Raw genomic sequence first — 23,428 nt, 5'->3', positions numbered from 1 at the left:
CCTAAACCTCAGGCGCGCTCCCCACGAAGCCAGCGCTCGTGATAATGGATCAGGCGGGTCAGTCCGTAGACAGCCCCGTCATGCATGACTTGCGCTCGCTCTCCAAAAAAACGCTGGGTACCGGTAAATACGGCAATTGGTTCCCCGGCAAATGCCCACGCAAAGCACAGCGTGCCGGGTAGAACTCCAGATGCTGGGCTAGGCCCGGCTACACCGGTAGTTGCAATAACGACATTGGCATCGCTGTCCTTCAAAGCCCCTAGAGCCATCTCCCAGGCGACTGGTTCGCTAGTCAGCCCGTACCGTTCGATGGTCTCCGCGCTTACACCTAGCAGACGCTTCTTGGCGGAGGGGGAATACACTACGTAGCCGCTTTCGAGCACCTCACCCGTACCTGGGAAGGCCGCTAGCAGAGCGACCATGCAGCCTGCTGTGCAGGACTCGGCAGTGGTAAGTACCAGATGGTGGTCTTTGAGGTATCCAAGCACGGCCAATACGGGTTCACTTGCCATTTTGATGTCGACTCGTTGTTCTTTTGTGGTGGACGTGTCAGCTATGTTAATGGTTCACCGGTTCAGCGTAGGTTCGCTTGGGTTCTTGACTTGAACTTCATTCCCCGCGTCAGCATCAATCTAGGTAGCACGGAGCCGGGCTCCGAAGTGTTATTTGAATGACAGAGATAAGGATAGGGTAGCCATGAAAAAGCACACCGACACGGGGCATAGGCCAAAGGCCCCGTCAAAATCCCAGGGTGAAGAAGAACGCGACAACGATGCTCATCGACCGGATGGCTCATCAGGCACCGATCATGATTCGACCGCACAGAAAGCAGCGCGTAATGAAGGGGAGAAGAAGCACTGAGGCCAGCAACAGCTGGCCTCAGTGCTTTCATCAGAGGATGGGTTTGCCGCCGGTTATCCCGTAGCGTGAACCCGAGATGTAGCTGGCCTCATCAGAACCCAGCAAGACATAAATCGGCGCGACCTCCACCGGTTGCCCTGGTCGCCCCATTGGGTAGCTCGAACCGAAGTTCTTCACGGCTTCATCCGGCATGGTGGCAGGAATCAGCGGCGTCCAGATCGGGCCGGGTGCTACGCTGTTGACCCGAATGCCTTTCTTGCCCAACAGTTGGGCAAGGCCTGCGGTGAAATTGGCAATGGCCCCTTTGGTGGCGGCATACGCCAGCAGGCTGGGTGACGGGTCGTCAGAGTTGACCGAGCTGGTGTTGATGATCGAACCGCCTTTTGGCATCGAGGGCAACGCGCGCTGGCAGATGCGGAAAATGGCGGTGATGTTGGTATCGAAGGTCTTCACCCATTCATCATCGTCAATCTCGTCCAAGCCCTCATGAGCCATCTGGAACGCGGCGTTGTTGACCAGAATATCGATACGACCGAACTGCGCCACGGTCTTGTCGACGATGTCGTAGCAGTGCTGTTTCTGCGCCAGGTCACCTGGTAGCAGCAGGCACTGCCGGCCAGCAGCTTCCACCCAACGCGCCGTTTCCTGCGCATCTTCGTGCTCATTCAGGTAGGAAATCGCAACGTCGGCGCCCTCGCGGGCGTAGGCAATGGCCACTGCGCGCCCGATGCCGCTGTCGGCGCCGGTGATCAGGGCGATTTTGCCTTCGAGCCGGTTGTTGCCGCTGTAGGTCTGCTCACCGCAGTCTGGATACGGCTCCATCTTGCGTTGTGAGCCTGGCACGCTTTGCGGCTGAGAGGGAAACGGGGGGTGGGGTAGTCGCTCATGGGGGAAGCTCCTGCAGTTAAGAACGCTCATTACCGTTCGAAACGTACGAGAGGCTGGTGTTGAGGTGAATTCAGGAATAGTACGACGGACGGTCAGCTTGCCATCGCCGATGACTCACGAGGATTGAATCTAACAATCGCTATCAGTCTCACCGAGTCACGGGCAGGGCTTAACTAGGAACAGCCCTCCGGTAGGACTCAACCTATGAACTCAAAGTACCCCGTCATCATCGTCATATGAGTCTGGGATATTGGTGGTGAGCGACCCAGTCCAAACCCGGAACAATCAGCAGACCTCTGATCCTAACGTCACAGAGTGCCCAATCATCTTTACCCATTCGTCTCGAGAACCTCGTCCAGGCCACTGACACTGCTGCTCTGAACCTTTGAGGCATTGACGACTCAACCGGGCATCCGACGTGAGAGGGCTATTGATGCGCACCTTTGAGAAAGACCTCTCTGCACCTCAACTGTTAAAGCTCAACTGTTTGGCCGGATGGTTTCGGGTGCTAGAGGACAGAGCATTGCGTATGGATTCGCCGGACGACTATCACGAGGAACTGCTTCGCCGGGCGGATGAGATGGATCGTCAAGGAATCATCTCTTGGCAGGAGTGGCGTGATTTACGTCGAGAGGCTGACGCTGCTTACCTTAGAGCCGTAGCAGGGGACGATTATCCCTCAGGGTTTCTCAGGAGCTGAGTTAGGGAATGCCGCTACGCTGCGCCCTGAGGCAGGGCAGGGCCCCATAGGCGCCGCGCAGGTATCCGTGCAGCTCGGTTTGAATGAGAATGTCAGCCCTTGCTGTGTTCGTCTGACGTCGGCCCAGTCCCGCGTTTAATCCCACGCGGCCCAGCTATTCCCCAAACGGCCAGTCCAACCAGCGGTAGAGCCAGGATCAGCAAGGCCCACATGGCTTTGGTCGCATCGGTCTTGTCGCTTCGGAACACGCTGACAATTGCCCACAGGTCGATCAACAAAAGAATGGTTGCTACCGCGATCCAGAAGTACGTACCAAGGTCGTTCATGAGTTTGTCCTCCGGTGGCTTACACGTAATCACTCCCTAACGTTCCAGAGGCCGCCCCTGGAACGAGGATGACTTTCCGGCAGTTATCCTGTTTTTGATCGAACATTTTGTAGCCCATGGCAGCCTCTTCCAGGGCTAGGCGGTGAGTAACGATCAGTTCCGGTTGCAGACGCCCGGCTTCTATGTGTTCGAGCAATTCCGGTAGGTATTTCTGCACATGGGTCTGGCCCATCTTGAACGTCAGCCCCTTGTCGAACGCATCGCCAAACATGAAGGCGTGAATGAAGCCGGCATACACGCCCGGCACACTGACTACGCCCCCGCGCCGCACGGCGGCAATGCTTTGGCGCAGGGCCTTGCCGCTGCTGCCTTCGATCTTGAGTGCCGTCATGACTGTTTCTGCAGTGCTGCCCTTGGCCTCGAAGCCAACGGCGTCGATAACGGCGTCGACGCCCCGCATACCCGATGTTTGTCGGATGATGCTGTCGGCGGGATCATCATCCTGCTCAAAGTTGATTGGAATTACGCCGTAGGCGTCGCGGGCGTAGGCTAGGCGGTAGTCGTTGTCATCCACCATGAAGATGGTCTGCGCGCCGAGCATTCGCGCGCACGCCGCGCTGAGTAGACCCACTGGCCCCGCGCCGTAAATGGCGACTGAGGAACCTTGGCCGATCTCGGCGTTGGTGACGGCCTGCCAGGCGGTCGGCAATATGTCGGAAAGAAAAAGCACTTTATCGTCAGCTAGGGCGGTGGGCACCTTGAAGGGGCCAACATTGGCTTTGGGTACACGCACGTAATCGGCCTGGCCGCCTGGAATGCCACCATACAAATGGCTGTAGCCAAACAATGCGGCGCCTGGCGGAATGCCTTTCTTGTTAATGATGGAACCGCGTCCAGTGTTAGTGGTTTCGCAGGCGGCGAACAGATCGTGCTGGCAGAAGAAGCAACTGCCGCAAGCGATGACAAAGGGGATCACTACACGGTCGCCTACCTGCAGATTGGTTACGTCCTTCCCTATGTCTTCGACGATGCCCATAAACTCGTGGCCGAAGATATCGCCCGACTCTGTTTCCGGAATCTTTCCTCGGTACAGATGAAGATCAGAGCCACAAATGGCAGTCGCGGTGACCCTGAGGATGATGTCGTCGGGGTCTTTAATAATGGGGTCGGGGACGGTATCGACTCTGACATCGTTAGCTCCGTGGTAAGTCAATGCTCTCATTGTCTCAAGCTCCTGCAACCGTGGATTTCGATAGAGGTATGCAGGGGAAGCCTCATTGAGGGCCAAAGTTCAGCTGAACCTGTCGAGTGGTGCTGCCCTTAATTACCTGAGCTCTCACGGAGCCCCGATTCTGGTCTGAACGATAATCCGGTTGCTTGAATCAAATCAGGAAGGCTAATCCCGGGGAGTGAAACTCAAGTGGACGACACTTCGCTTGCTTTCATGATCTTTGCAGCTGACCACCCAGATGCGCTTCAGCAAATTCGTGCATTAGGCGAAGCCGAGGCCCTGGAGGCAGGTGAACCGTTGCCAGAGCTTCGCAATACGATGGTCAATCAGATCCTTACCGGGGAAGCCACCCATCGAGGCATTTCGCTAGAAGCCCTTGTAGAGGAGCTTATTGGAAGGCTTGACGAATCAGTTCACGACTCAACCCTGCCTGGCCTTGAAAAATACAACCAAATGCGGAATTTCGATGCCACACCCGAACCATCAGGTGAGCCAAGAATTTCGAGGCGTTCAAAGCGTGCCGCTCCTCAAGCCTTACAGTTCTGTGTTCAGAAACATGATGCCACCCGGCTGCACTACGATTTCCGTCTGGAGCTTGATGGCACCCTTAAAAGCTGGGCCATACCCAAGGGGCCTTGCTTCGATCCAAAAGTGAAGCGCCTCTCGGTGCATGTCGAAGATCACCCACTCGATTACGCCTCGTTCGAAGGCACCATCCCCGAAGGGCACTACGGCGCTGGGGATGTGATCGTTTGGGATCGCGGTGTCTGGCTTCCTCGAGGTGATCCAGCGGAGGCCTATAAGAACGGCCGCATGAAGTTCGAGTTGCAGGGTGAAAAGCTATGTGGTGAGTGGAACCTCGTTCGAACGAACATAGAGGGAAAGCAGGAGCAGTGGTTTCTGATCAAGCACCAAGACGAGGCCGCTAAACCGCTTGCCGATTTCGACGTTGTGGTCGATCTGCCCAACAGTGTGCTGAGCGACCGTACCATCATCCCCAAGAAGCGCGGTCGGGTGAAAGCAACGTCATCCAATCCGACCCCTCCTACAACCGTCACCGGGCCGAGCACAGAAGACGCTGTGGCTGCAGCACTGCCAGAGAAGCTGTCTCCGCAGCTAGCGACCTTGGTGGACTCCAGCCCTCGAAGCGAAGAGTGGCGCTACGAAATCAAGTTCGATGGTTACCGCATGCTGTGCCGCGTCGATGGAGATGAAGTCCGGCTGTTCACCCGCAATGGTCACGATTGGACTATGAAGTTGCCCAAGCAGGCGGCTGCAATTGCCTCGCTTGGGCTTGCAACGGCTTGGCTGGACGGCGAGATCGTCATCCTAGATGAGAACGGCGTGCCGAATTTCCAACTGCTACAAAATGCTTTCGACGCCGGTAGGAGTCAAGGAATTGTCTACTACCTGTTCGACTTGCCGTACCTCAATGGCGCGGATCTTCGGCAGGTGCCGGTAGAGAATCGTCGAGGTTTGTTGAAGCAGATTTTCGATGACTCGACCGACCCGCTGCTGAGGTTCTCCGAAGACTTCACCGAAGACGTCGACGCATTGATGAACAGTGCCTGCCAGATGCGCATGGAGGGGTTGATTGGCAAACGCTTGGGCAGTCCCTACGTCTCCCGGCGCAGTGATACGTGGGTCAAGCTCAAGTGCCAACATCGCCAAGAGTTTGTGATCGTCGGCTACACCGACCCGAAAGGTGCAAGGAGTGGCTTTGGCGCCCTCGTCCTTGCCCTCAATGATGAAGACAGTGGGAAGTTGCGGTACGCCGGCAAGGTCGGCACTGGTTTTACTGAATCGACTCTCGCCACCATCCTGGAAACGCTACTGCCGCTGGAGCAGAAACAGGTGCCGGTGATGAACCCACCGAAAGGTGTCGACGGCAAAGGCATTCACTGGTTGCGGCCTACCCTGCTGGCCGAGGTCACCTTCGCCGAGATCACCTCGGACGGTGTGGTCAGGCACGCGGTGTTCCAAGGTATCCGGACGGACAAGCCTGTCCAGGAGATTACGGAGGAGAAGCCGGCGCCTGCGCCGAAGGGGGGAGGGTCAGCTAAAGCGAAGTCGGAAGACAAAACCTCCGCGACCAAGGTGCGGATCACCCATCCTGAGCGTGTTATTGATCCCAGCAGCGGCCTCACCAAACGAGACCTGGCCGAATACTACGCGCAGGTTTCACCTTGGCTCCTGCCTCACCTGAAAGACCGGCCAATTGCTCTGGTCAGGACACCAGAGGGGATCACCGGAGAGCTGTTTTTCCAGAAGAATGCAGATCGCCTGGCCATCCCGAATATCACCACGGTGCCCAAGGCCGAAGCCGGCAAAGCGGGCATGGTCATCAACAACGTCGAGGCTCTTGTCGGTGCTGTGCAAATGAGCACCATTGAACTGCATTCCTGGAACGGTACGACTGACCACATCGACAAGCCAGACCGCTTCGTGTTGGATCTCGATCCTGATCCCGCGCTGCCTTGGAAGGCCATGGTCGAAGCCACTCAGCTGACCTTGGTAGTGCTCGATGAGTTGGGTCTGCAGTCGTTTCTCAAAACCAGTGGAGGAAAGGGTATCCACATCATGGTGCCGCTCACGCCTAAGGCTTCGTGGGAAGAGGTGAAAGCCTTCAGCCAGGCCATCGTAAAGTACATCGCGAAGCTTATCCCGAATCGGTTCGCGGCCGTAATGGGCCCTAAGAACCGCATTGGCAAGATCTTCATCGATTACCTGCGGAACGGTAAGGGAGCTACGACCGCCAACGTCTTTTCGGCGCGGGCGAGGGAAGGGCTGCCCGTGTCAGTGCCGATCTTCCGGGAGGAAATCATAGAGCTGCAGTCGGCAGCCAGATGGAACATCAAAAATTTGCAGGAGCGTCTGGATGAGCTTGGTGGCGATGATCCATGGGGTGATATGGTTGAGGTTGACCAGCGCATCACGATGGAGATGCAACAGCAAATCGGGATGAAATCATGAGCGCGTGACAGGATTCAGCGGCATGCGGCGCCGGGCGATATACGAAGAACGTAAGGGAATGCGATGCCAAGACAAAACAAGGAACAAGCCGAGCTTAGCCGAGGTACTGACTGCGGCTTGCTTAGTGATTAGGGGAAGACGAGCTCTTCGCAAGATAAAAGCTTCGCGAGACGGGTTTTGCAGCGGGCCGATGAGGCGCTATGTCTCCTGCAAATCTCGGTGTACAGCCATGTAGTTCGTGAAGCGCTGCTTATCCAGCTGCCGTGCAAAGAATTGTGATGAGGAAAAGTAGGCGACAGAGGGTTCTGGTTTGCCTCGGCTCCTATGCTATGGGGCAATCATACGGATAGAGACGTGGGTAAGTCGGCACTCAGAACCAACCTACTGAAGGCTTATAAAATCCATAACTGGCCGGTACTTGGCTAGTCTCAGCTCAACACCATCCCTCGTCATGTCCTGTCATATTGAACCCCATAATCCGCCAAGCGGCGATTGCATTGCCGCTTCGCTGCGCTATGGTGAGAGCACCCCACTAATAAGACTAAAGTCGTAGGAGGTCGGCATGCGGATTCGCGGTGATGTTTTCTGGAGATGGGCAGATCCAACGCTTCACCACAGGTCTCACGATGAGACGCTCGACGATGGGACGACCATGGACATCCAGGTGCGACTGTCGCGCACGGGCAGTACCCAATTGTTCATCGGGGTATATGCCGGGACGGGGATGGCGCTGCATGAAGAGGCTTTCTACTCGCGTCCAGGTGAGTCGATGACTCGGGCCCTGGCATGGGGCGTCGCACGTGCACGATGCCTTGCGACCAATCAGCAGCCTGCTGAACGGCAAGTGGCATAAGAATTATGTAAGGCTGGTGGCGGCCATTGCTGGCCGCCATCCTGGTGATCCCATACCCTGAGGCAGGGCGATACAGCTGCATTCCGTGGGACTACAGCGCCCACCAGCCTCGGAGCGCTTTACTACCCGTGATAGATCAAGCCTTCTCGCTTCAGCAGCTTGATGTTGGTTTGTTTCACCATCGCTCCTGTCAGTTCATGACCACTGAACCAGCGGCATTCCACGATTTCGTGACCCGCGCTCGGCAGCATCGTGGGTTCGATAGACATTTGATAGAGGTAGTGTTCTTCGTCATCGAAGATGTAATGGCCCAGAAACCGAGCGCCAGTGAAGGGCAGGCTTGTCTCCTCCTTCAGCTCTCGTTTTGCCGCGTCAACATGCCCTTCGCCAGGATCAATCTTGCCGCCTGGGAGTGACCATTCAGGAGCGTCTTTGCGGACAAGAAGAATCTTCCCCTCCTGCAAGCAGATTACTGTCGAATGCATCTCTCGTAGGTTGGTCATGTTCAGTCCTCCTCTATGTACGGAGGGCTTGAAAATCAGGGGGAAAGTTCACGTTAAACGACGGTGTGAGCATTGGCGCCTGCCAGCATTTGTCAGACCAGCACGCCGATGCATGGATCTTGAGTTAAATTTATAGGTCTCCCCCCGTGGTGCTTTGTCCTATGGATTACGGTGATCAACGCTCAGCAATCGAATCGTTCGTGACGAACGACGGCCAGATTGGTACCCAGATGCGTCGAGTAGATTGGGCCAGTACTACCCTAGGTGATCCAGGGTGCTGGCCAGTTCAGCTGCAGCACGCCGTGAATTTCTTGCTCAGCTCGGATCTGCCCACTGCGCTTCTTTGGGGTGCCGACAGAACACTGCTCTACAACGACACCTGGATCCCTGCCATGGGACACCGTCATCCCCTAGGGCTGGGCAGGCCCGCGCACGAGGTCTGGACGGCGGTGTGGGGGCGGGTCGGTCTGCAGCTCGAAGCGGTAATGGATAAGGCAAGCCTGTTATTACTTTCCGATTCGGAGTTTCCGGTTCGCCTGGATCGAGAAAAGGCGTGGGCGTTCAGCTTGAGTCCTTTGAGAGCCCCTGAGGGGCACATCGTTGCTGTCCTGGTGCAAGGGCAAGAAGTACAGCCGTCAGCCCTTGAACCCGTACCGTCGCACATTATGCTGGGTCGGGATCGCCGTATGTTCGACCAGGCACCGGGGTTCATCACCATCTTCCGAGGCCCTGACCACATCTTTGAATTCGTCAACGAGGCCTTCAGGCGGAGCTTTGGTGATCGAGGCTATCTCAACCGCTCTGTACGTGATGTATTCCCCGATCTTGAAGGGCAGGGTTATTTTTCCTGGCTGGATGAGGTGTTCAAGTCGGGCGAGCGGTTTGTCGCTACCGGCACACCTATTTCGCTGCTCTGGCAATCAGAGGGGGCCGAGATCCGCTACCTCGATTTCGTGTATGAGCCTGTATTCGACGATGCCGGTGTAGTGACCGGTATTTTCTGCGAAGGCTTCGATGTCACGAAACGGGTGGAAACCGAGCGAGCGCTTAAAGAGGAAAGCCGCACGCTTGAGATCCTTCGAGACATTAACGCGGCGTTCGCCAGTGACCTGAACCTTGAACGGATCGTGCAGAACCTGACGGATGCAGCAACGTCGCTCACAGGAGCAGCTTTTGGCTCTTACTTTGCCAACGAGGTCGACGATGCCGGCGCGCATCTGAAGCTTTATACCTTGTCAGGGGCTGATCGCTCGGCATTTGAAAAGTTGGGTCATCCTCGCGCCACTCCGGTGTTTGCACCCACTTTCCGGAATGAAGGTGTCGTTCGATCCTTGGACATCCTGGCTGACCCTCGCTATGGCCAGTTCGAGCCCCATCATGGAATGCCTAAGGGGCATCTGCCCGTACGCAGTTACTTGGCGATCTCAGTGGTATCGAGAACAGGCGATGTCCTGGGAGGGTTGTTTTTCGGTCATCCTGAACCGGGAAAATTCACTGAGCGGCACGAACGGCTGGTAGTTGCCCTGGCCGCCCAGGCAGCAGTGGCCATCGATAACGCCCAGCTTTATCGGCAGGTACAGCAGGCGAAAGCCACACTTGAAGAGCGGGTCGCTCAACGCACAGATGAGCTTTCACAGGCCAACGAAGCCCTTCGCCAAGCTCAAAAAATGGAAGCTCTTGGGCAGTTAACGGGCGGAATTGCGCACGACTTCAACAACATCCTGGCGGCGATTCTGGGAAGCGCCGATTTACTATCACGGCGATTGAAACAGGGGAAAGGGGAAGCTACGGCGCGGCTGTTGGAGGGAATTCAAGTCAGCGCCAAGCGAGCAGCATCGCTGACTCAGCGCCTGCTCGCATTCTCTCGACGGCAGACCCTCGATCCCCGGCCTACGGACGTCAACATACTTATCGATGGTCTGGTCGACCTGATCAATCGCTCGGTGGGGCCGGCAATTGCTGTCATCACGCATCTGGAGCCGGATCTCGGGTTGTCCCGGATTGACCCTGCCCAGCTGGAGAGTTCGCTGCTCAACCTGGCGATCAACTCGCGAGATGCCATGCCCGAGGGGCGCGGTGCGATCTCCATCACCACGCAGACAATCGAACTCGACGACCTGGTGGCAGCTCGTGCCGACCTGCCTGCAGGCGAGTACATCGCGATTTCTGTCACTGACTCGGGAAGCGGCATCTCTCCCGAGAACATCCAGCGGATATTTGACCCGTTCTTCACCACTAAGCCACTTGGCCAGGGCACCGGACTGGGGCTATCCATGGTGCACGGTTTTGTACTGCAGTCCGGTGGCCAGATTGATGTGCATTCCCAAGAGGGTGTGGGCACGACGATCCGCCTCTTGCTGCCAAAATTCGAAGGGCAACTGGAATTACTCGAGGGCGAGGCCAGGCAGAGTGCGCTTAGCGGTCAAGGGGGCGGGAGAATTCTAGTAGTCGATGACGAACCAATCGTGCGCATGTCCATAGTGGAAGCCTTGATGGAGGCCGGATATGAAGTTGATGAGGCTGAAGATGGATCTAGCGCCATGCATACGCTTCGTTCGTGCCCGCCTTATGATCTGCTCGTCACCGATGTCGGGCTTCCAGGTGCGCTGAATGGACGGCAGGTGGCAGATGCCGCTCGTGAGGCTTTTCCAGACCTTCTGGTTCTATTCGTGACCGGTTTTGCAGAGGCATCGGTTTTGAAAGGTGGATTCCTGACACCTAGCACGGCAGTGATCACAAAACCGTTCGACATTCAGGTACTCCTGAACAAGGTGACTGTAATGCTGCACCAGCCCCAGACTTGAGCAGGGTGCCGGAACTCAGCTTGCACCCCGGCAGTCATCAGCATAAGGAAGTTCGTCCCAGCGTTCAGGATGTCGCGCGTTCTTTAGGTGCGATCCCTCATGAGCGTCATCAAGCATCGTCCAGCAAGGGCAAAAGTAACGATCATCTGTACTCGAAATGACCAGGTTCTTCTTGTTCGCAGGAAGGGTGCCAAATGGAAGTTTCCAAACGGTCTCCTTGAGAGAGGAGAGGCCCCAACCGTGGCTGCCGCTAGAGAGCTTTGGAATGCCCTATCGTTGCACTGCTCAGGCTTGCATCTCGTGGGCACCATTGAGGTAGGCAATGTGCTCCACCATATCTTCACCACTGACTTCACTGATGGCTGCAGCGTTGCGCTGGGGAGAGGCATTGTCGCGTGTAAGTGGAACGGCTGGGAGGAGCTGAGTTCCACCATGCTAAAGCCTACAGCCGCGGCCTTGCTTTCCCGGGGCCTGCCACAACTTATCCATCTCGATGAAGTGGAAGCGCTGACATCGGAACCCGCTGAAATTTGAACGGACGTATGGAGTTTGCGGTGGCTCTAACGTAAGCGTCCGCCCAACAGGCCATGCGCGAGCACGACCGGAATCCAGGTACGTGTAGCAGCCGCTCATCACTGGTCTTTTGTCGGCACCGATTCCCTATCGAGACTGCACTGCTTGTTGAAGGGAGGTCGTTGCAGCACACTGAGCATCCATCGTAAGGAAACGGCCGCATATGAAGGCTACGCCTCACACCCCCCTGATTATCCTAGATGTTCAAGATGCTATTGATCAGCCTATCTGGAATGGCAAGAGCCACCCTGGTTATTTGTCTGTCATCCAGCGCCTTTTGCGGCACTGGCGATCAAATGGCTGGCCTGTCCTTCATGTGAAGCATGATGAAAAGAATCCTACCTCTAGCTATCACGTGCACGGCCCCTGGAATGGAATCAAGAAAGAAGTGGCTCCGATAGAGGGCGAGGCTGTCATCATCAAGCATGAGAACTGTGCATTCATAGCAACCCGATTGGATGCCATTCTGAGAAGCATGCAAGTAAAACGTATTGTTCTGGCTGGCGTTGTGATTCATAACAGCATGGATGCGACTATCCGAGCGGGGAAGGCACTTGGATACGAAATTATTCTCCCAGCGGATGCCACAACTGCCGTACCCGTCAACAGGTCAAACGGAACGTGTTGGGACGCCTTTACCGTTTATGAGCTGACCTTAGCAATATTGGGCACTGAATATGCCCAAGTTATGTCATCAGAAGATGTGATCGCACAGTTCTGCTTGTGAAGCAGTTCCTGGCACCCACTCATTCGACAGCACGACTGCAGTGGCCAGTTCGCCTTGAGCGCGGCTAAACTGCCCAAAACCTGTGAGGATGGAAGCCCGGAGGGCCGCAACTTAGCGAAGCCAGGTTGCGGTTTACGACAGCGTCCCTGATAGGGGCACGTTCAGTCTTTCCTGCCGGTGCCTCGAGGCGAAGCTCTAAGGCTACTGGCTTGATCAGCTGTTCGCTTTCTCAGGTGTCGATGTAGCGGGCTGATGGAAATGAGCGCCGGTCGGATCGGTGATTTGAATGACATTGCCATGCTGCCAACCATCCGCCTTGGGATCAGCCGCAGGGATTTGAATGTCAGCCCGCTGAGCTTTCGTTTTTGCCGCATCCACTCTCAGACGCTGATTCCGCTGCTTGACCATCGTTGGATCAGCCTGGCCATCCACTGTGAACCCCATCATCAACTGCGGAACGCCCACCGGTAGGGCTTTGTCCTGGTCGGTGTGCCACGTGTGCCATGTCTTCCCGTAGGTATGGGCAAGCCGCTCCATCAGCGCATGTTCTGCAGGTGCAGGGATACCCGGCGCGATCAACTGCCCGGATGAAACCTCATAGCCATGGCTGTGCCACATCGCCTTCTCCTTGGCAGGCAGACCAGCAAACAGCTTTTCGTCGATGATGTACTCGACACCCATAATCTTCGCTTCTTTGGTATTACCGTCGAAGATAACGCACTGGATGACATCCTCATTCAGGATGGAGCAGTAGTGATGCGCTTCCATCTGCACATCAGGATGTCCATTGTAAAAGTGGAAGCCATCCAGGTACGCGTTAATAGCCTCAATGGGCGGCTTGGCCTGCAAGGTCGCGGCTCCGGCTTCCAGCAGCTGAGTCTTTGCTGATTCGGGCCTACCAGGTGTCTCCACTGGCGACTTTGTCTCAGGAGCAGCGCAAGCCCACAGCAGACTACAGGCCAGGGGAAGGGTTATGAATCTGATGAGTTGTGGCATGAGATTGGCTCTAGCTAGTGTCCTTGAGGGACAGCCTGGGCCAGCAGAACGGACAATTCAGAAGACAAACGGCCTGTGTTGATGACGGATTCCAGGCAAAAGAAAGCCCGCTGCTAGGCGGGCTAATGGGAGCTGCTATCACACGTAGGGATAGGGCAAGTGTTGCCTAGGTGTCGTGAAAATTGGGTGAAAGAAAAGTACCGACAATGTCATCACCAAACTCTACCAACGCGGCCAGCCATGTGCACGTGATCTGCGACAGAGATTTTGCGACGGTTCACGTCGTTCAATCTTGTGGTCAAATGGCAAGCGGAGCGCGCCGGCCCAATGGGCCAGAGGCGTGAGCATGGAAGCCCGGTAGGGCCGCCCCAGGGCGACGTCAGGGGTCGGTTCACGACAGCCGTCCCCGATTAGGGGCACGCCCAGGAGCATGATTGGATCAAGCAGTTTCAGGCAGGCCTGAGGCTATGAGGCTACCGCCTGAATCGCATTTAAGATGCCAAGCGGATGCCACTAGAGTGGGGGACTTCTTGCAAGCGAGGTAAGCCACCATCACGCTCCAGGCTCTCAATTTCCAAGCGAAGATCATCGATGAGCTCCGCTGAGGATTTCCCAGATTCCAAGCTCAAGGTCAGTGTCAGCAGTGTCAGTGAGCTCACCTCCAGTCGCTGACTTACCTGTTCGAACTTATCTAGCGTCAGGCTGGACTTGCCGCCTTCGAGCTTTGAAAGAAACGTCCGACTCGTGTCACCAAAGTCCCGCTGCGTGATTTTTCGCTGACTGCGTAGCGCCCGAAGGACGATGGCGAAAGACGAATTCAGTGACATATGCGATATCTCCACTTGAGCGTGTCTCCGGTGAAGTCCACGTGGGATTTCCGCGCAGCCTCGAAGCCTGTGGGCTGGGCTAGCCCTGCGGACAGGAGGAGCTACCGTTCCGTCGAAACACTGTTGATGCATCCAGTATATCTCGCTAAGCTCGTCAGGAGAACATTTGTACTACTCTCGGTGATAAGTGCTATGAACAAGCCCGACCAGACCCCTGATGATCGCTTTACGTTTTTCTCGCGCGAGGAGCTGCTCGAGCAGCAGTGCCTGTTGCTTGAGAGCGAGTTGGCGGTGATGGGCGAGGAATTGACGGCCTCTCGCGAAAAGATCGCGACGTTGGTTTTGATGTGGACGGGCGTCAAAGCTGAGCTGCAGCAAGCGGAGTCAGAATTGACACAAGCGAGGTATGAGCTTCAGGTCAGCAGCTTGGCTCATTGAGCATACCGCACCCCTAAATATCGCTCCGCACGTTACCCGGGTTTAGGGCGGATTCAGGCTGCCCCGGTGCAGGTCAAGCTCACGGTGTCCAAGCAAGGGATATGGGAAGGGCAACTGCGTGCTGGTCGAGTCCCCCGGCAAATCAGTCATAGGTGAACGCGCCATACCGAACTGACGATACGCGTTTGCTGACAAAGGCGGCGAAGGAGGGCGTGGAGCGGGTGCACCGGGAGGGCTTCCGTTACAGCAAGCCAGAGCTTCGGCTGCTCGGCCTCAGCCAACTGAACGAAATCACGGGTGATTTGTTTGCGGCGGCTCAGCCGGTGGCAAGTGAGAAGCGGGTAGGGGGACGATACGTTTAGCGTGTGTCGGTCGATCCTAGCTGGGGCATGCGCCGGGAGATGATGAGCCAAAGCTTTACTACCCGGGTGGATGAGCTTTGGACTGTTTACTGTAAATGATGCTGTTCCAATCTTTTAGCGCGAAGCGATCAAAAAAATGCGCGTAGGCGACGGAGACTCACCATCTGGCTCGCGAATTAGTCAATGACCTGTCGCGCAGCTCGGAGCGCCTCAGCTGATGCAGGAACGTCAGCAGATCGCGCATAGCAGCTGCACCTCACGAATTGTGGCCTGGACGGCCAGCATGATTTCACTGGTAACCTTTAACGCCAGCCCAGCCCTGACCGACACGCTGACTTTCCGAGTGGTAAGGATCAAGGCGTGCTAGGAGTAATGGCGGTGGCATTTGACCGCAGCTCTGCAATATCGCGTTTGGGAGGCGTCCCGAATTGACGCCCGTATTCGCGACTGAACTGAGAAGGGCTTTCGTAACCAACCTTGAAGGCCGCTGTAGCAGCATCCAGATGCTCGTTGAGCATCAGTCGTTTAGCCTCGTTCAACCTTAACCATTTCTGATACTGCAGTGGACTCATTGCGGTCAGCTGTCGGAAATGCTGATGGAATGTAGATAGCCCCATCTGAACTTGAGAGGCGAGTTCTTCTACCCGCAAAGGGGCGGCGTAGTTCAGCTTCATCCAGTCGATCGCCTTGGCAATCCGATGACCCTTGCTGCCCACGGAGGCTATATGCCTCAGTAAAGGGGCCTGGTCACTCAACAGTAACCGATAGTGGATCTCTCGCTGCAGCAGGGGCCATAACACAGGTATCGCTTCCGGCTCCTCCAGTAGTTGGATCAGCCGTGCGAAGCTTTCCATTAATTTCGAGTTCAGTTGACCTACTCCAGCGCTTGTGCGGAAAGACTGTCCACTCACAGGAAGACGCCCATCTTGCGCTATTAGCTCTGCAAGTGTGCGAAGGTCGAGCTTGAACACAAGGCCAAGGCAGGGCGAGGCATCGCTTGCGACCGTCACCGCTGAGTTAGCGGGAATTTTCAGCGAGGTGACCAGGAAGCGCGTCGTGTCGTAAGGGAAAACATTGCTGCCGATGACCATTTCCTTGGCGCCTTGCACCACCAGCACGATGCTTGGTTCGACAATACACATCATTGGGGGAGCTGGGGCAATACGCCTGTACACGCAGAGGTCGGCAATGGCTGTCGCGAAATCTCCAGCAGTGGGCGCGTGGGCGCTAATCACCCTGCACAGCGTGGTCATCTGGTTCGTGTTTGCAGGTAGTGGTGTGGTGGCGACCATGGCGAGGATTCCGATCATCGTGTAGCTAACACTACTTGCTCGTCGATTTAGCTGTCCATGTCCGATGAGTAGGGGCTGGACATTTAGGCAAGAAAACTAGCGGTTTGCTCTACTGATGCACCCCTTTACGCGAAGAAGATTAGGGCCAGGCGAGATGGCCAGTGTTCTCAGCGACGAAGGCCGCTCGTTTCACTTCCATTTTGAGCAGACAGGAAGATGTGCATGAAGTCTTTGTTCGTTGCGTTTGCCTTGATGGCCAGTTCAATCACTGCTGGAGCCGCCGACATGTCCCATGGGGCCGACAATTTCTACAAGAGTGATCAGGTTTCACTGCAACGGGTTTCCTTCAAAAACCAGTTCCAGATGAGCACGGTCGGGAACCTGTTTGTACCTAAGAATCTCAACCGCAATACCCGCTATCCCGCCATCATCGTCGGCCACCCAATGGGGGCAGTGAAAGAGCAAAGCTCGAATCTCTATGCCCAGAAACTGGCAGAGCAGGGATTCGTCACACTGGCCATCGATCTGTCCTTTTGGGGTGAAAGCGAGGGGCGTCCCCGCAACCTGGTATCGCCGGACATCTATGCCGAAGATTTCAATGCTGCGGTCGATTATCTCGGCGCCCAAGGCTTTATTGATCGTGACCGTATTGGCGTGTTGGGCATCTGCGGCAGCGGTAGCTTTGCCATCAGTGCCGCGAAGATCGATCCACGCATGAAAGCCATTGCCACGGTTAGCATGTACGACATGGGTGCTGCGAATCGTGATGGACTCAAACATGGTGTCACGGTCGAGAAACGCAAGCAGATTATTGCCGAAGCGGCCGCTCAGCGTGATGTTGAGTTTGCCGGCGGGGACACACTCCACACCAGCGGCACGGTCGATCAGTTGACAGAGCATTCCAACGCTATCGAGCGAGAATTCTACGACTTCTACCGCACGCCACGTGGTGAGTTCACCCCACAGGGGCTGTCGCCGCTTCTGACGACACACCCCACACTGACCAGTAATGTCAGGTTCATGAACTTCTATCCGTTCAATGATATCGAGACGATTTCGCCCCGTCCCATGCTGTTCATCGCCGGGGAGGATGCTCATTCCCGTGAGTTTAGCGAAGAGGCGTATCGCCTGGCTGGCGAACCCAAAGAGCTAATGATCGTTCCAGGCGCCGGCCATGTGGATTTGTATGACCGCGTGGAGCTAATCCCCTTCAGCAAACTGGCGACGTTCTTCCGCGAAAACCTCAAGTAGCTGCTGCTGTTTCCAGGCCCTGCTCCTGCTAGCTGGGCCTGGGCACCCGTGTGTTTTGAAATTGATTCAACGAGAAGCGCCATGACAAGCCCTGCAATACCCATTCGACATTCCAGCCGTCAGGTGTGGAGCGCTGTCCTAGCGATGTCGCTCTGTGCTTTCGCCCTGGTGGCATCAGAGTTCGTGCCGGTGAGTTTACTCACGCCCATTGCATCCGATCTCTCACTTACTGAGGGCCAAGCAGGACAGGCAATTTCCATCTCAGGTTTCTTTGCCGTAATCACCAGTTTGCTGCTCTCCACTTTGACTCAGGGTATAGACCGCAAGCCCATTCTCTTGACCACAACGGCACTCATGCTGGTTTCCGGAGGCATGGTGGCCTTCGCTCCGAACTATCTGACGTTGATGGTTGGGCGAGCCATACTCGGAATCGCTATAGGCGGATACTGGTCAATGTCCACCGCCGTGATGATACGCATCGCCCCCGAGGGACTTGTACCGAAGGCTATCGCTGTGATGCAGGGCGGTACTGCGTTGGCTACGGCAATCGCAGCACCTGTGGGGAGCTACTTGGGTGGCATGATTGGCTGGAGAGGAGCATTTTTTTGCGTAGTGCCCTTAGCCGCATTAGCGTTGATCTGGCAATTCTTCACCCTGTCGGCAATGCCGAGTGAGCGCACTCGAGTCTCGGCCAGCGGATCGTTGCGCTTGCTTGGGAACAAAAAAATTGCCCTTGGCATGGCAGCTGTAGCGTTTCTCTTCATGGGGCAGTTCACGCTCTTTACTTATCTTCGACCCTTCCTGGAGGCAGTCACCTATGTCGATGTGCCCACGCTCTCGCTCCTGCTCTTGATTATCGGTGTGGCAGGATTGGTGGGCACAATGTTGGCTGGCTCTCTCGTCAGCCAGAGCATGAACAAGGTTCTGGTTGGGATACCCTTGATCATGACGGCCATAGCATTCGCCGTGATCGTGGTGGGTAGCTGGGTTGTTCCTGTTGCTGCGCTGCTAGGCGTGTGGGGGCTAGTCGCGACTTGTGCGCCTGTAGGGTGGTTCACCTGGTTGGCCAGAGTGCTGCCGCATAACGCAGAAGCCGGTGGTGGTTTGATGGTCGCGGTGATTCAGTTGGCTATCACCGCTGGTGCAACAATAGGCGGTGTGCTGTACGACGGGATAGGTTACCAAGCGACTTTCATCGCCAGCGGCGTATGTTTACTCATTGCAACCGCGCTGAGTGTGATAACAAGTCGGAGTTAGCCTGGGAAAGGCTGCGGCAGGCAGTTCGGTGGTTATCTAGCGCAGGCGTGCGGGCTCAGATCATTATCCGTAAGACCCGATGAAAAGGTTTTGCGAGCTACCTCAACTGGCTTCACCACGGGGAGTCTAAGTTGACCTTTTCGCAGGCGATTGTCCTGGGTTACGGCAATACGAGCGCCAGAACGCCGGCTCGAGCAGGCCATCGAAGACTACAGCAGGTGGTTTCTGTCATGGTTGCGCGCGGTGGAGATTCGCTCGGTGGACAGGACTCACCTCTGTGGGAACAAGCTCACCATGGCCCACATTTCCGTGGGTATGCCCTGTCTCCAGAAAATCCTACGGTAGAACTCGGTATTGAATGATTGACGGTTCAGAGGCAAGCAGATGAAACGAACACTGCTGGGAATGGCGGAAGCAGGTGAGCCTCTACTGAAGCAGGCGCTGGAGGCCATCAGGGCCTATAACGAGGCAATGGCCGAAGGCAGACCTGACACTGAGATCGAGCGCCTTCGCATCGAGGCGGATCACTTGTACCAGACCGTGATCGACTACCAACTGCACAAAGCCGGTGCTCTCGGCGAACCAGTACACTAATTCGAAAAGTGCCGTAGTCAGGCCGTTTGCGTAGAAATCCTGATTCAAAGACTGTTTCTGTTTAGCTCTCACCTCCGAGTTCCCATACCGCCACTGCCGAAGCTAGCGTATTTGAGGTTATGGTTGAGCTAATCCCATAGACCAGAGGACAATCATGATGGCGAAGGATCTCAACAGCGTTCTGCCTCCTGATCATCCAATGTACTCGGACGCTGTAGAGGCTATGAAGCGGTATCACCAGGCACAAACTGAAGGGATCATCGGGGCCGAGCTCGAGCGTTTGCGGATGCTGGCTGAACATCAGTTTCAGGCTGTTACTGACTATCAGCTTCGCGTCCTTGGCGGCCCAGCCAAGCCCAATCATTAGCAATAGGTTAAACGCCATAGCGTTTGTTTCCCCCAGATGTGATGCAGTAGCGGCCGCCTCTTGGGCCTATGCAGACACGACCAGAAGAGCAGGGGCACGATGATCCATATTCAGGTGTTGAGCTTCGAACTGGCTGCGGAGCAGGGCGCTCCCTTTTGGGCTGCGGGGTGACAAAGCAGTTCGAGCCGCTGCACAGGTTTTTGTAGGAGATCCATCGTTCTGGTTGGCCGTCGAGGCTGATGCGCCCATTCCGCTTTCTGCTCATAGACCTGAACCTTCTCACCGCGCTTGAGGCTGGAGATCACTGTCCCACCCGGTTGAGCGCGCAGATTCAGCTTGTCCGCGTTGACGAAATGCTCGGGTGCTGAGGCTTGTGAAGGTTCTGGTGCTGGTGATGAGGTTGAGGCCAAAGTGCTAACCGGCGCCTGGATAACTGGTGGCTCAGTTTTCGGCGAATCCTTCCTGCCAATGGCCCAGACCATTACGAAGAGAACTAGAAGCGGCAGAAACCATGATTGACCTTTCTTGCGCATATCCTTTGCACCCTCGAAATGATTTCTGTCCTTTTTAGCAGTGGCCAGCTGGGGCCTAGCGAGCAATTTTCCATCTGCCACCGCCGATGCTATAGAGGTTAGCCGAGTGAGGCGGGTGTGAGCGGCAGCAGCCTTAGCGGCATCAAGCCGTCTTCGAGATATCACTAAATGAGAGACACCCAGCGGAGCGCGCCGGGCTGATGGAAGGTCGCCCGAGAGGCGAGACTTCAGCTTACGACGTGGCTCGATTCACGAAAGCCGGGCCTTGCCCTACAGAGCGTTCAACATCCGCTTCAGAGTCTGATGTTTCCACATGGATAACAGAGCAACCGGATCTGCCCGACTACCTGGATCGAATTCCCAGCGCAGCCCATCGGGACTCTCACAGCTCGCGCAGTAGTCCGGCTCATCTCCGTCGTTGTAAATCGTGATCAGCCAGCCCTCTACATCGACCTGGCAATGACTGGCGTACAGCTGCTCTGTGAACAGGCGGCCTACCTTCCTCATTGTCCGACGCCCGAGCACAACCTCTCGCAACACCTGGCTGACGTCCCGGGCCGTTAACTCGTCGGATGATATGTCGTGCCGGCTATTCAGCCATACGCTGCCCGAGCCTCTCAGTGATCAGACATCCGAAATACCCTGTGTCAAAGGTGTTCCAAAAAGCACGCCGGGTCTGGCAGGTTGTTGGTTGCGGCGTTAGGAAGAGGTTTGAGTACAAATGTGCTCCGTGGCGCTAGTGAAAGCTGATTTGTTTCATGGTGCAGCCGGCAGGTTGCGCTGCCTGCCCGAATGACAGTTCCGGTCATGTGACGATCTGTCTCTCCTACATGCAGCCAATGAGTCATCTCTGGTGTCTTTGATGTATCGCTCACGAGATCAGCGCTATGCATCCAACGACGCCAGACGTACGCTATTTTGTTGTCAAAGGTCAGCTCTGGCGCTGCACGAACCCTTCATTGAATGAGCAGGAGCGGGAACGCCTTGTACGTGACCTGATGGATGCTCGACGAGATGTCAAAAAGGCCAAGCGCGCTGACGATTCGAGGATGCTCAGCTCTGCGCGTGCGCGAGTGGATGCTGCCAAAGTGGGTCTGGGCGAGCGGGGGCCTGTTTGGTGGGGCGACGGCAGCCGTGACTACAATCGTTGTCGAGTAGACCTCTCGCCATACGCTGATTGGTACAACGCTTTGGATACCACAAAGGATGAGTGATGTACGTCGAAAAGACCTTCACACCTCAACAGCTATTTGAAATGGTGTGGGAGCGACCTGTTCTCATCATCGCAAAGGAAATAGGTGTCTCGGATGTGGGCTTGTCGAAGGCCTGCCGCAAAGCGGGAATCACATTGCCTGCCCGGGGCCACTGGGCCAAGCCGGTCTCGGAGCGCCCGCGTCGTCCAAAGCCTCCAGCCTCTACCACGCCTGTCACGTTTCACGTTCTGAATGTCGAGAAGGCTGCCAGGCTGAGGCCAGAAAATGTAATCAAAGACCCTAAAATCTTGATCGTGCCAACGGAGTTATCTGACCCTCATCCGTTGGTAAAAAAATGGCTAAGTGCAGCGAGGAAGGCCAAGGAGCTCAACAGTGCACTGGTATTGGACAAAACCAAGGTATTGAACTCGCACATATCCCGGAATGAGGTGGATCGCTGCGCGCGTCTCTACGACGGCTTGATCAAAGCCAGTGAGTCGTTGGGGTACACCTGGGGCGTAGGTAGTAAAGGTAGTTTCGTGCGAGTCGACCGGGAAGAGCTACTGATCACGATCCAGGAGCGGATAAAACGCTTCGATATTCCACCGCCCCCTCCGAAACCTTTTAAGCCTGGGCAGCAATGGAGGCCTGACGTTACTGCGATGAGAGCGGCTCGCTTTGGGTGGGAGCCCACTGGTGTATTTTCCCTCATCGTCGACGCACGATCCGAGGTTCTCACTCAAAAAACTTGGACTGACAGCAAGACAGGAAAACTTGAGTCGAAGCTCGGTCAGATCCTCGCAGGTTTCGCTCGTATCGCCCTATCTGTGAAAGCCCAACGATCATCCGAAGAAGCTAGTCATCGTCGACGGGCTGATGAGGAGCGAGTGCGCAAAGAGAGGATTGAACAGCAGCATCGTCTGGACAAGCTGCGTCAGAATTTGACGGAAAATCTAGAAAGCTGGGAGCGCGCTCAGCGGCTGCAAGCATTCATCCAGGCGACGGTCAAAGCTTCGTCTAAGGATGAAGCAACTCAAATGACATTGGCGATGTGGGTTAGCTGGGCTAGACAACAAGTTGAGCTCCTTGATCCATTAAAAGTGGATATTTATAAAGTTATTGAGATGTCCGTGGATTTGCCGAACTCAGAATACGGCTACTGGAGCAGCAGTAAGCAAGGCGATGACTGGTGGCCATGAATTTTTCATTTGGTTTTGAACTTCAATTGCGCTAATCTTATCTTAAGACTATCTACACATTACGGAGTATGCACATGTCGCGTTTGGCAGAGTTTCGTCAGCTTGAGCAAAAATTGGCAGCCCAGTTGGCTGAGCTAGAAGCTATGAAGGGCAGCAGTGAGCTTCAGAAAGAGATCGAGTTTGAGACAAAACTGCGTGATCTGTTGAGTAAGTACGGCTTTAGCCTTCGTGACATCATCAACCTGCTCGATCCGCAGTCGGGTCGCCGCGCCGCCGCTCCTGCGGCTGTGGAAAAGGCGCCGCGTCGTGCTCGTCAGGTGAAGCAGTACAAAAACCCACACAACGGGGAAATCATCGAGACTAAGGGCGGCAATCATAAGCTGCTGAAAGAGTGGAAAGCCCAGTACGGCGCCGATGAGGTTGAAGGCTGGGTAGCCAAGTAAGATCAAGGCTGGCCATCAAAAGCCCCTGAGAGCAGGGGCTTTTGGGCGAGGTTAGATTTCTTGCCCGGTGAGTTTGCTCGATGCACCTGCTGACACGCGTTACTGCAGCTGATCTGGACATGCTTTGGGTTCTGCGTCGACCTAACGAGTGTCGCCAATTTCTCATTCTTGAAGTAGCAAGTCTGACTGAGTTGATTGCGCTCCAGTCGAAAGCCTGCGTGGAGCGGATGAAGTTGG

The 23,428-nt window shown here is 55.7% G+C and carries 26 protein-coding genes; 16 read left to right on the top strand and 10 right to left on the bottom strand.

Annotated elements, in window-relative coordinates:
• Positions 1-8: 8 nt before the first annotated feature.
• Positions 9-512, bottom strand: coding sequence for a CinA family protein (locus tag ABI582_RS07730; RefSeq protein ID WP_442118873.1), 504 nt, complete (start codon positions 510-512; stop codon positions 9-11).
• A gap of 184 nt (positions 513-696) precedes the next feature.
• Here ABI582_RS07730 and ABI582_RS07725 point away from each other — a divergent pair, with 184 nt between their 5' ends.
• Positions 697-861, top strand: coding sequence for a hypothetical protein (locus ABI582_RS07725; protein ID WP_177324898.1), 165 nt, complete (start codon positions 697-699; stop codon positions 859-861).
• Positions 862-891: 30 nt separating this feature from the next.
• Here ABI582_RS07725 and ABI582_RS07720 read toward each other — a convergent pair whose 3' ends face one another.
• A complete protein-coding gene (locus ABI582_RS07720) occupies positions 892-1,779 on the bottom strand; it encodes an SDR family oxidoreductase (protein WP_442118872.1) in 888 nt (295 codons plus the stop codon).
• Positions 1,780-2,182: 403 nt separating this feature from the next.
• Here ABI582_RS07720 and ABI582_RS07715 point away from each other — a divergent pair, with 403 nt between their 5' ends.
• On the top strand, positions 2,183-2,449 hold the full coding sequence (locus tag ABI582_RS07715) for a hypothetical protein (RefSeq protein WP_280344850.1): 267 nt from the start codon (positions 2,183-2,185) through the stop codon (positions 2,447-2,449).
• Positions 2,450-2,541: 92 nt separating this feature from the next.
• Here ABI582_RS07715 and ABI582_RS07710 read toward each other — a convergent pair whose 3' ends face one another.
• Positions 2,542-2,775 carry a PLD nuclease N-terminal domain-containing protein gene (locus ABI582_RS07710; protein WP_008091025.1) on the bottom strand — a complete coding sequence of 78 codons (234 nt, stop codon included), beginning with the start codon at positions 2,773-2,775 and terminating at the stop codon, positions 2,542-2,544.
• A gap of 19 nt (positions 2,776-2,794) precedes the next feature.
• Positions 2,795-3,997, bottom strand: coding sequence for a zinc-dependent alcohol dehydrogenase (locus ABI582_RS07705; protein WP_442118871.1), 1,203 nt, complete (start codon positions 3,995-3,997; stop codon positions 2,795-2,797).
• A gap of 198 nt (positions 3,998-4,195) precedes the next feature.
• On the opposite strand from ABI582_RS07705, the gene ligD reads away from it, so the two are divergent.
• Both ligD and ABI582_RS07695 read left to right on the top strand, forming a co-directional pair.
• Positions 4,196-6,979, top strand: a complete 2,784-nt coding sequence (ligD, locus tag ABI582_RS07700; RefSeq protein ID WP_442118870.1) for a DNA ligase D — start codon at positions 4,196-4,198, stop codon at positions 6,977-6,979.
• A 562-nt stretch (positions 6,980-7,541) separates the two neighbouring features.
• On the top strand, positions 7,542-7,832 hold the full coding sequence (locus ABI582_RS07695; protein WP_442118869.1) for a hypothetical protein: 291 nt from the start codon (positions 7,542-7,544) through the stop codon (positions 7,830-7,832).
• Positions 7,833-7,954: 122 nt separating this feature from the next.
• On the opposite strand, the gene ABI582_RS07690 is transcribed toward ABI582_RS07695, so the two are convergent.
• Positions 7,955-8,335 carry an NUDIX domain-containing protein gene (locus tag ABI582_RS07690; protein WP_008091030.1) on the bottom strand — a complete coding sequence of 127 codons (381 nt, stop codon included), beginning with the start codon at positions 8,333-8,335 and terminating at the stop codon, positions 7,955-7,957.
• A gap of 161 nt (positions 8,336-8,496) precedes the next feature.
• Between ABI582_RS07690 and ABI582_RS07685 the strand changes: the two genes are divergently transcribed.
• From ABI582_RS07685 to ABI582_RS07675, 3 genes are all read left to right on the top strand, one after another.
• The gene (locus ABI582_RS07685) at positions 8,497-11,139 is read left to right on the top strand and encodes an ATP-binding protein (RefSeq protein ID WP_442118868.1); all 2,643 of its coding nucleotides are present in this window, start codon (positions 8,497-8,499) and stop codon (positions 11,137-11,139) included.
• Positions 11,140-11,238: 99 nt separating this feature from the next.
• Complete coding sequence (locus ABI582_RS07680) at positions 11,239-11,673, top strand: NUDIX domain-containing protein (RefSeq protein ID WP_442118867.1); 435 nt, start codon at positions 11,239-11,241, stop codon at positions 11,671-11,673.
• 202 nt (positions 11,674-11,875) lie between these two features.
• On the top strand, positions 11,876-12,439 hold the full coding sequence (locus tag ABI582_RS07675; RefSeq protein WP_229608980.1) for an isochorismatase family protein: 564 nt from the start codon (positions 11,876-11,878) through the stop codon (positions 12,437-12,439).
• Positions 12,440-12,652: 213 nt separating this feature from the next.
• On the opposite strand, the gene ABI582_RS07670 is transcribed toward ABI582_RS07675, so the two are convergent.
• Complete coding sequence (locus tag ABI582_RS07670) at positions 12,653-13,435, bottom strand: OBAP family protein (RefSeq protein WP_442118866.1); 783 nt, start codon at positions 13,433-13,435, stop codon at positions 12,653-12,655.
• A gap of 491 nt (positions 13,436-13,926) precedes the next feature.
• On the bottom strand, positions 13,927-14,262 hold the full coding sequence (locus tag ABI582_RS07665; protein WP_442118865.1) for a helix-turn-helix domain-containing protein: 336 nt from the start codon (positions 14,260-14,262) through the stop codon (positions 13,927-13,929).
• Between the two features lie 192 nt (positions 14,263-14,454).
• Here ABI582_RS07665 and ABI582_RS07660 point away from each other — a divergent pair, with 192 nt between their 5' ends.
• Together ABI582_RS07660 and ABI582_RS07655 are read left to right on the top strand one after the other, a co-directional pair.
• Positions 14,455-14,700, top strand: coding sequence for a hypothetical protein (locus tag ABI582_RS07660; RefSeq protein ID WP_442118864.1), 246 nt, complete (start codon positions 14,455-14,457; stop codon positions 14,698-14,700).
• 365 nt (positions 14,701-15,065) lie between these two features.
• Complete coding sequence (locus ABI582_RS07655; protein WP_442118863.1) at positions 15,066-15,161, top strand: DUF4113 domain-containing protein; 96 nt, start codon at positions 15,066-15,068, stop codon at positions 15,159-15,161.
• A gap of 254 nt (positions 15,162-15,415) precedes the next feature.
• Here the strand turns inward: ABI582_RS07655 and ABI582_RS07650 are convergent, their stop codons facing one another.
• Positions 15,416-16,354 carry an AraC family transcriptional regulator N-terminal domain-containing protein gene (locus ABI582_RS07650; RefSeq protein WP_442118862.1) on the bottom strand — a complete coding sequence of 313 codons (939 nt, stop codon included), beginning with the start codon at positions 16,352-16,354 and terminating at the stop codon, positions 15,416-15,418.
• A gap of 222 nt (positions 16,355-16,576) precedes the next feature.
• On the opposite strand from ABI582_RS07650, the gene ABI582_RS07645 reads away from it, so the two are divergent.
• From ABI582_RS07645 to ABI582_RS07630, 4 genes are all read left to right on the top strand, one after another.
• A complete protein-coding gene (locus tag ABI582_RS07645; protein ID WP_442118861.1) occupies positions 16,577-17,605 on the top strand; it encodes an alpha/beta hydrolase in 1,029 nt (342 codons plus the stop codon).
• 81 nt (positions 17,606-17,686) lie between these two features.
• Positions 17,687-18,862 (top strand): MFS transporter, encoded by a 1,176-nt coding sequence (locus ABI582_RS07640; RefSeq protein ID WP_442118860.1) that lies wholly within the window; start codon positions 17,687-17,689, stop codon positions 18,860-18,862.
• A gap of 384 nt (positions 18,863-19,246) precedes the next feature.
• Positions 19,247-19,456 carry a hypothetical protein gene (locus ABI582_RS07635; protein WP_442118859.1) on the top strand — a complete coding sequence of 70 codons (210 nt, stop codon included), beginning with the start codon at positions 19,247-19,249 and terminating at the stop codon, positions 19,454-19,456.
• Positions 19,457-19,613: 157 nt separating this feature from the next.
• On the top strand, positions 19,614-19,823 hold the full coding sequence (locus ABI582_RS07630; RefSeq protein WP_442118858.1) for a hypothetical protein: 210 nt from the start codon (positions 19,614-19,616) through the stop codon (positions 19,821-19,823).
• A 110-nt stretch (positions 19,824-19,933) separates the two neighbouring features.
• Here ABI582_RS07630 and ABI582_RS07625 read toward each other — a convergent pair whose 3' ends face one another.
• Complete coding sequence (locus ABI582_RS07625; protein ID WP_442118857.1) at positions 19,934-20,356, bottom strand: hypothetical protein; 423 nt, start codon at positions 20,354-20,356, stop codon at positions 19,934-19,936.
• Positions 20,357-20,626: 270 nt separating this feature from the next.
• Positions 20,627-20,935: a DUF7693 family protein gene (locus ABI582_RS07620; RefSeq protein WP_442118913.1), complete on the bottom strand. Its 309-nt coding sequence runs from the start codon at positions 20,933-20,935 to the stop codon at positions 20,627-20,629.
• Between the two features lie 308 nt (positions 20,936-21,243).
• Between ABI582_RS07620 and ABI582_RS07615 the strand changes: the two genes are divergently transcribed.
• The 3 genes from ABI582_RS07615 (at position 21,244) to ABI582_RS07605 (ending at position 23,191) form a co-directional block, all read left to right on the top strand.
• Entirely contained in the window at positions 21,244-21,570 is a 327-nt protein-coding gene (locus tag ABI582_RS07615; RefSeq protein WP_442118856.1) for a hypothetical protein, read from the top strand.
• Complete coding sequence (locus ABI582_RS07610; protein WP_442118855.1) at positions 21,570-22,748, top strand: hypothetical protein; 1,179 nt, start codon at positions 21,570-21,572, stop codon at positions 22,746-22,748. The genes ABI582_RS07615 and ABI582_RS07610 overlap by 1 nt, the downstream gene beginning before the upstream one ends.
• Positions 22,749-22,822: 74 nt before the next feature.
• Positions 22,823-23,191 carry a histone-like nucleoid-structuring protein, MvaT/MvaU family gene (locus tag ABI582_RS07605; protein ID WP_442118854.1) on the top strand — a complete coding sequence of 123 codons (369 nt, stop codon included), beginning with the start codon at positions 22,823-22,825 and terminating at the stop codon, positions 23,189-23,191.
• Positions 23,192-23,428: the final 237 nt, after the last annotated feature.

This window comes from Pseudomonas sp. SAS7 (assembly GCF_052112345.1).
Classification (GTDB): Bacteria; Pseudomonadota; Gammaproteobacteria; order Pseudomonadales; family Pseudomonadaceae; genus Aquipseudomonas; species Aquipseudomonas putida_Q.
The sequence above is the reverse complement of the archived record's forward strand: the minus strand, read 5'-3'. Positions and strand labels throughout refer to the sequence as shown.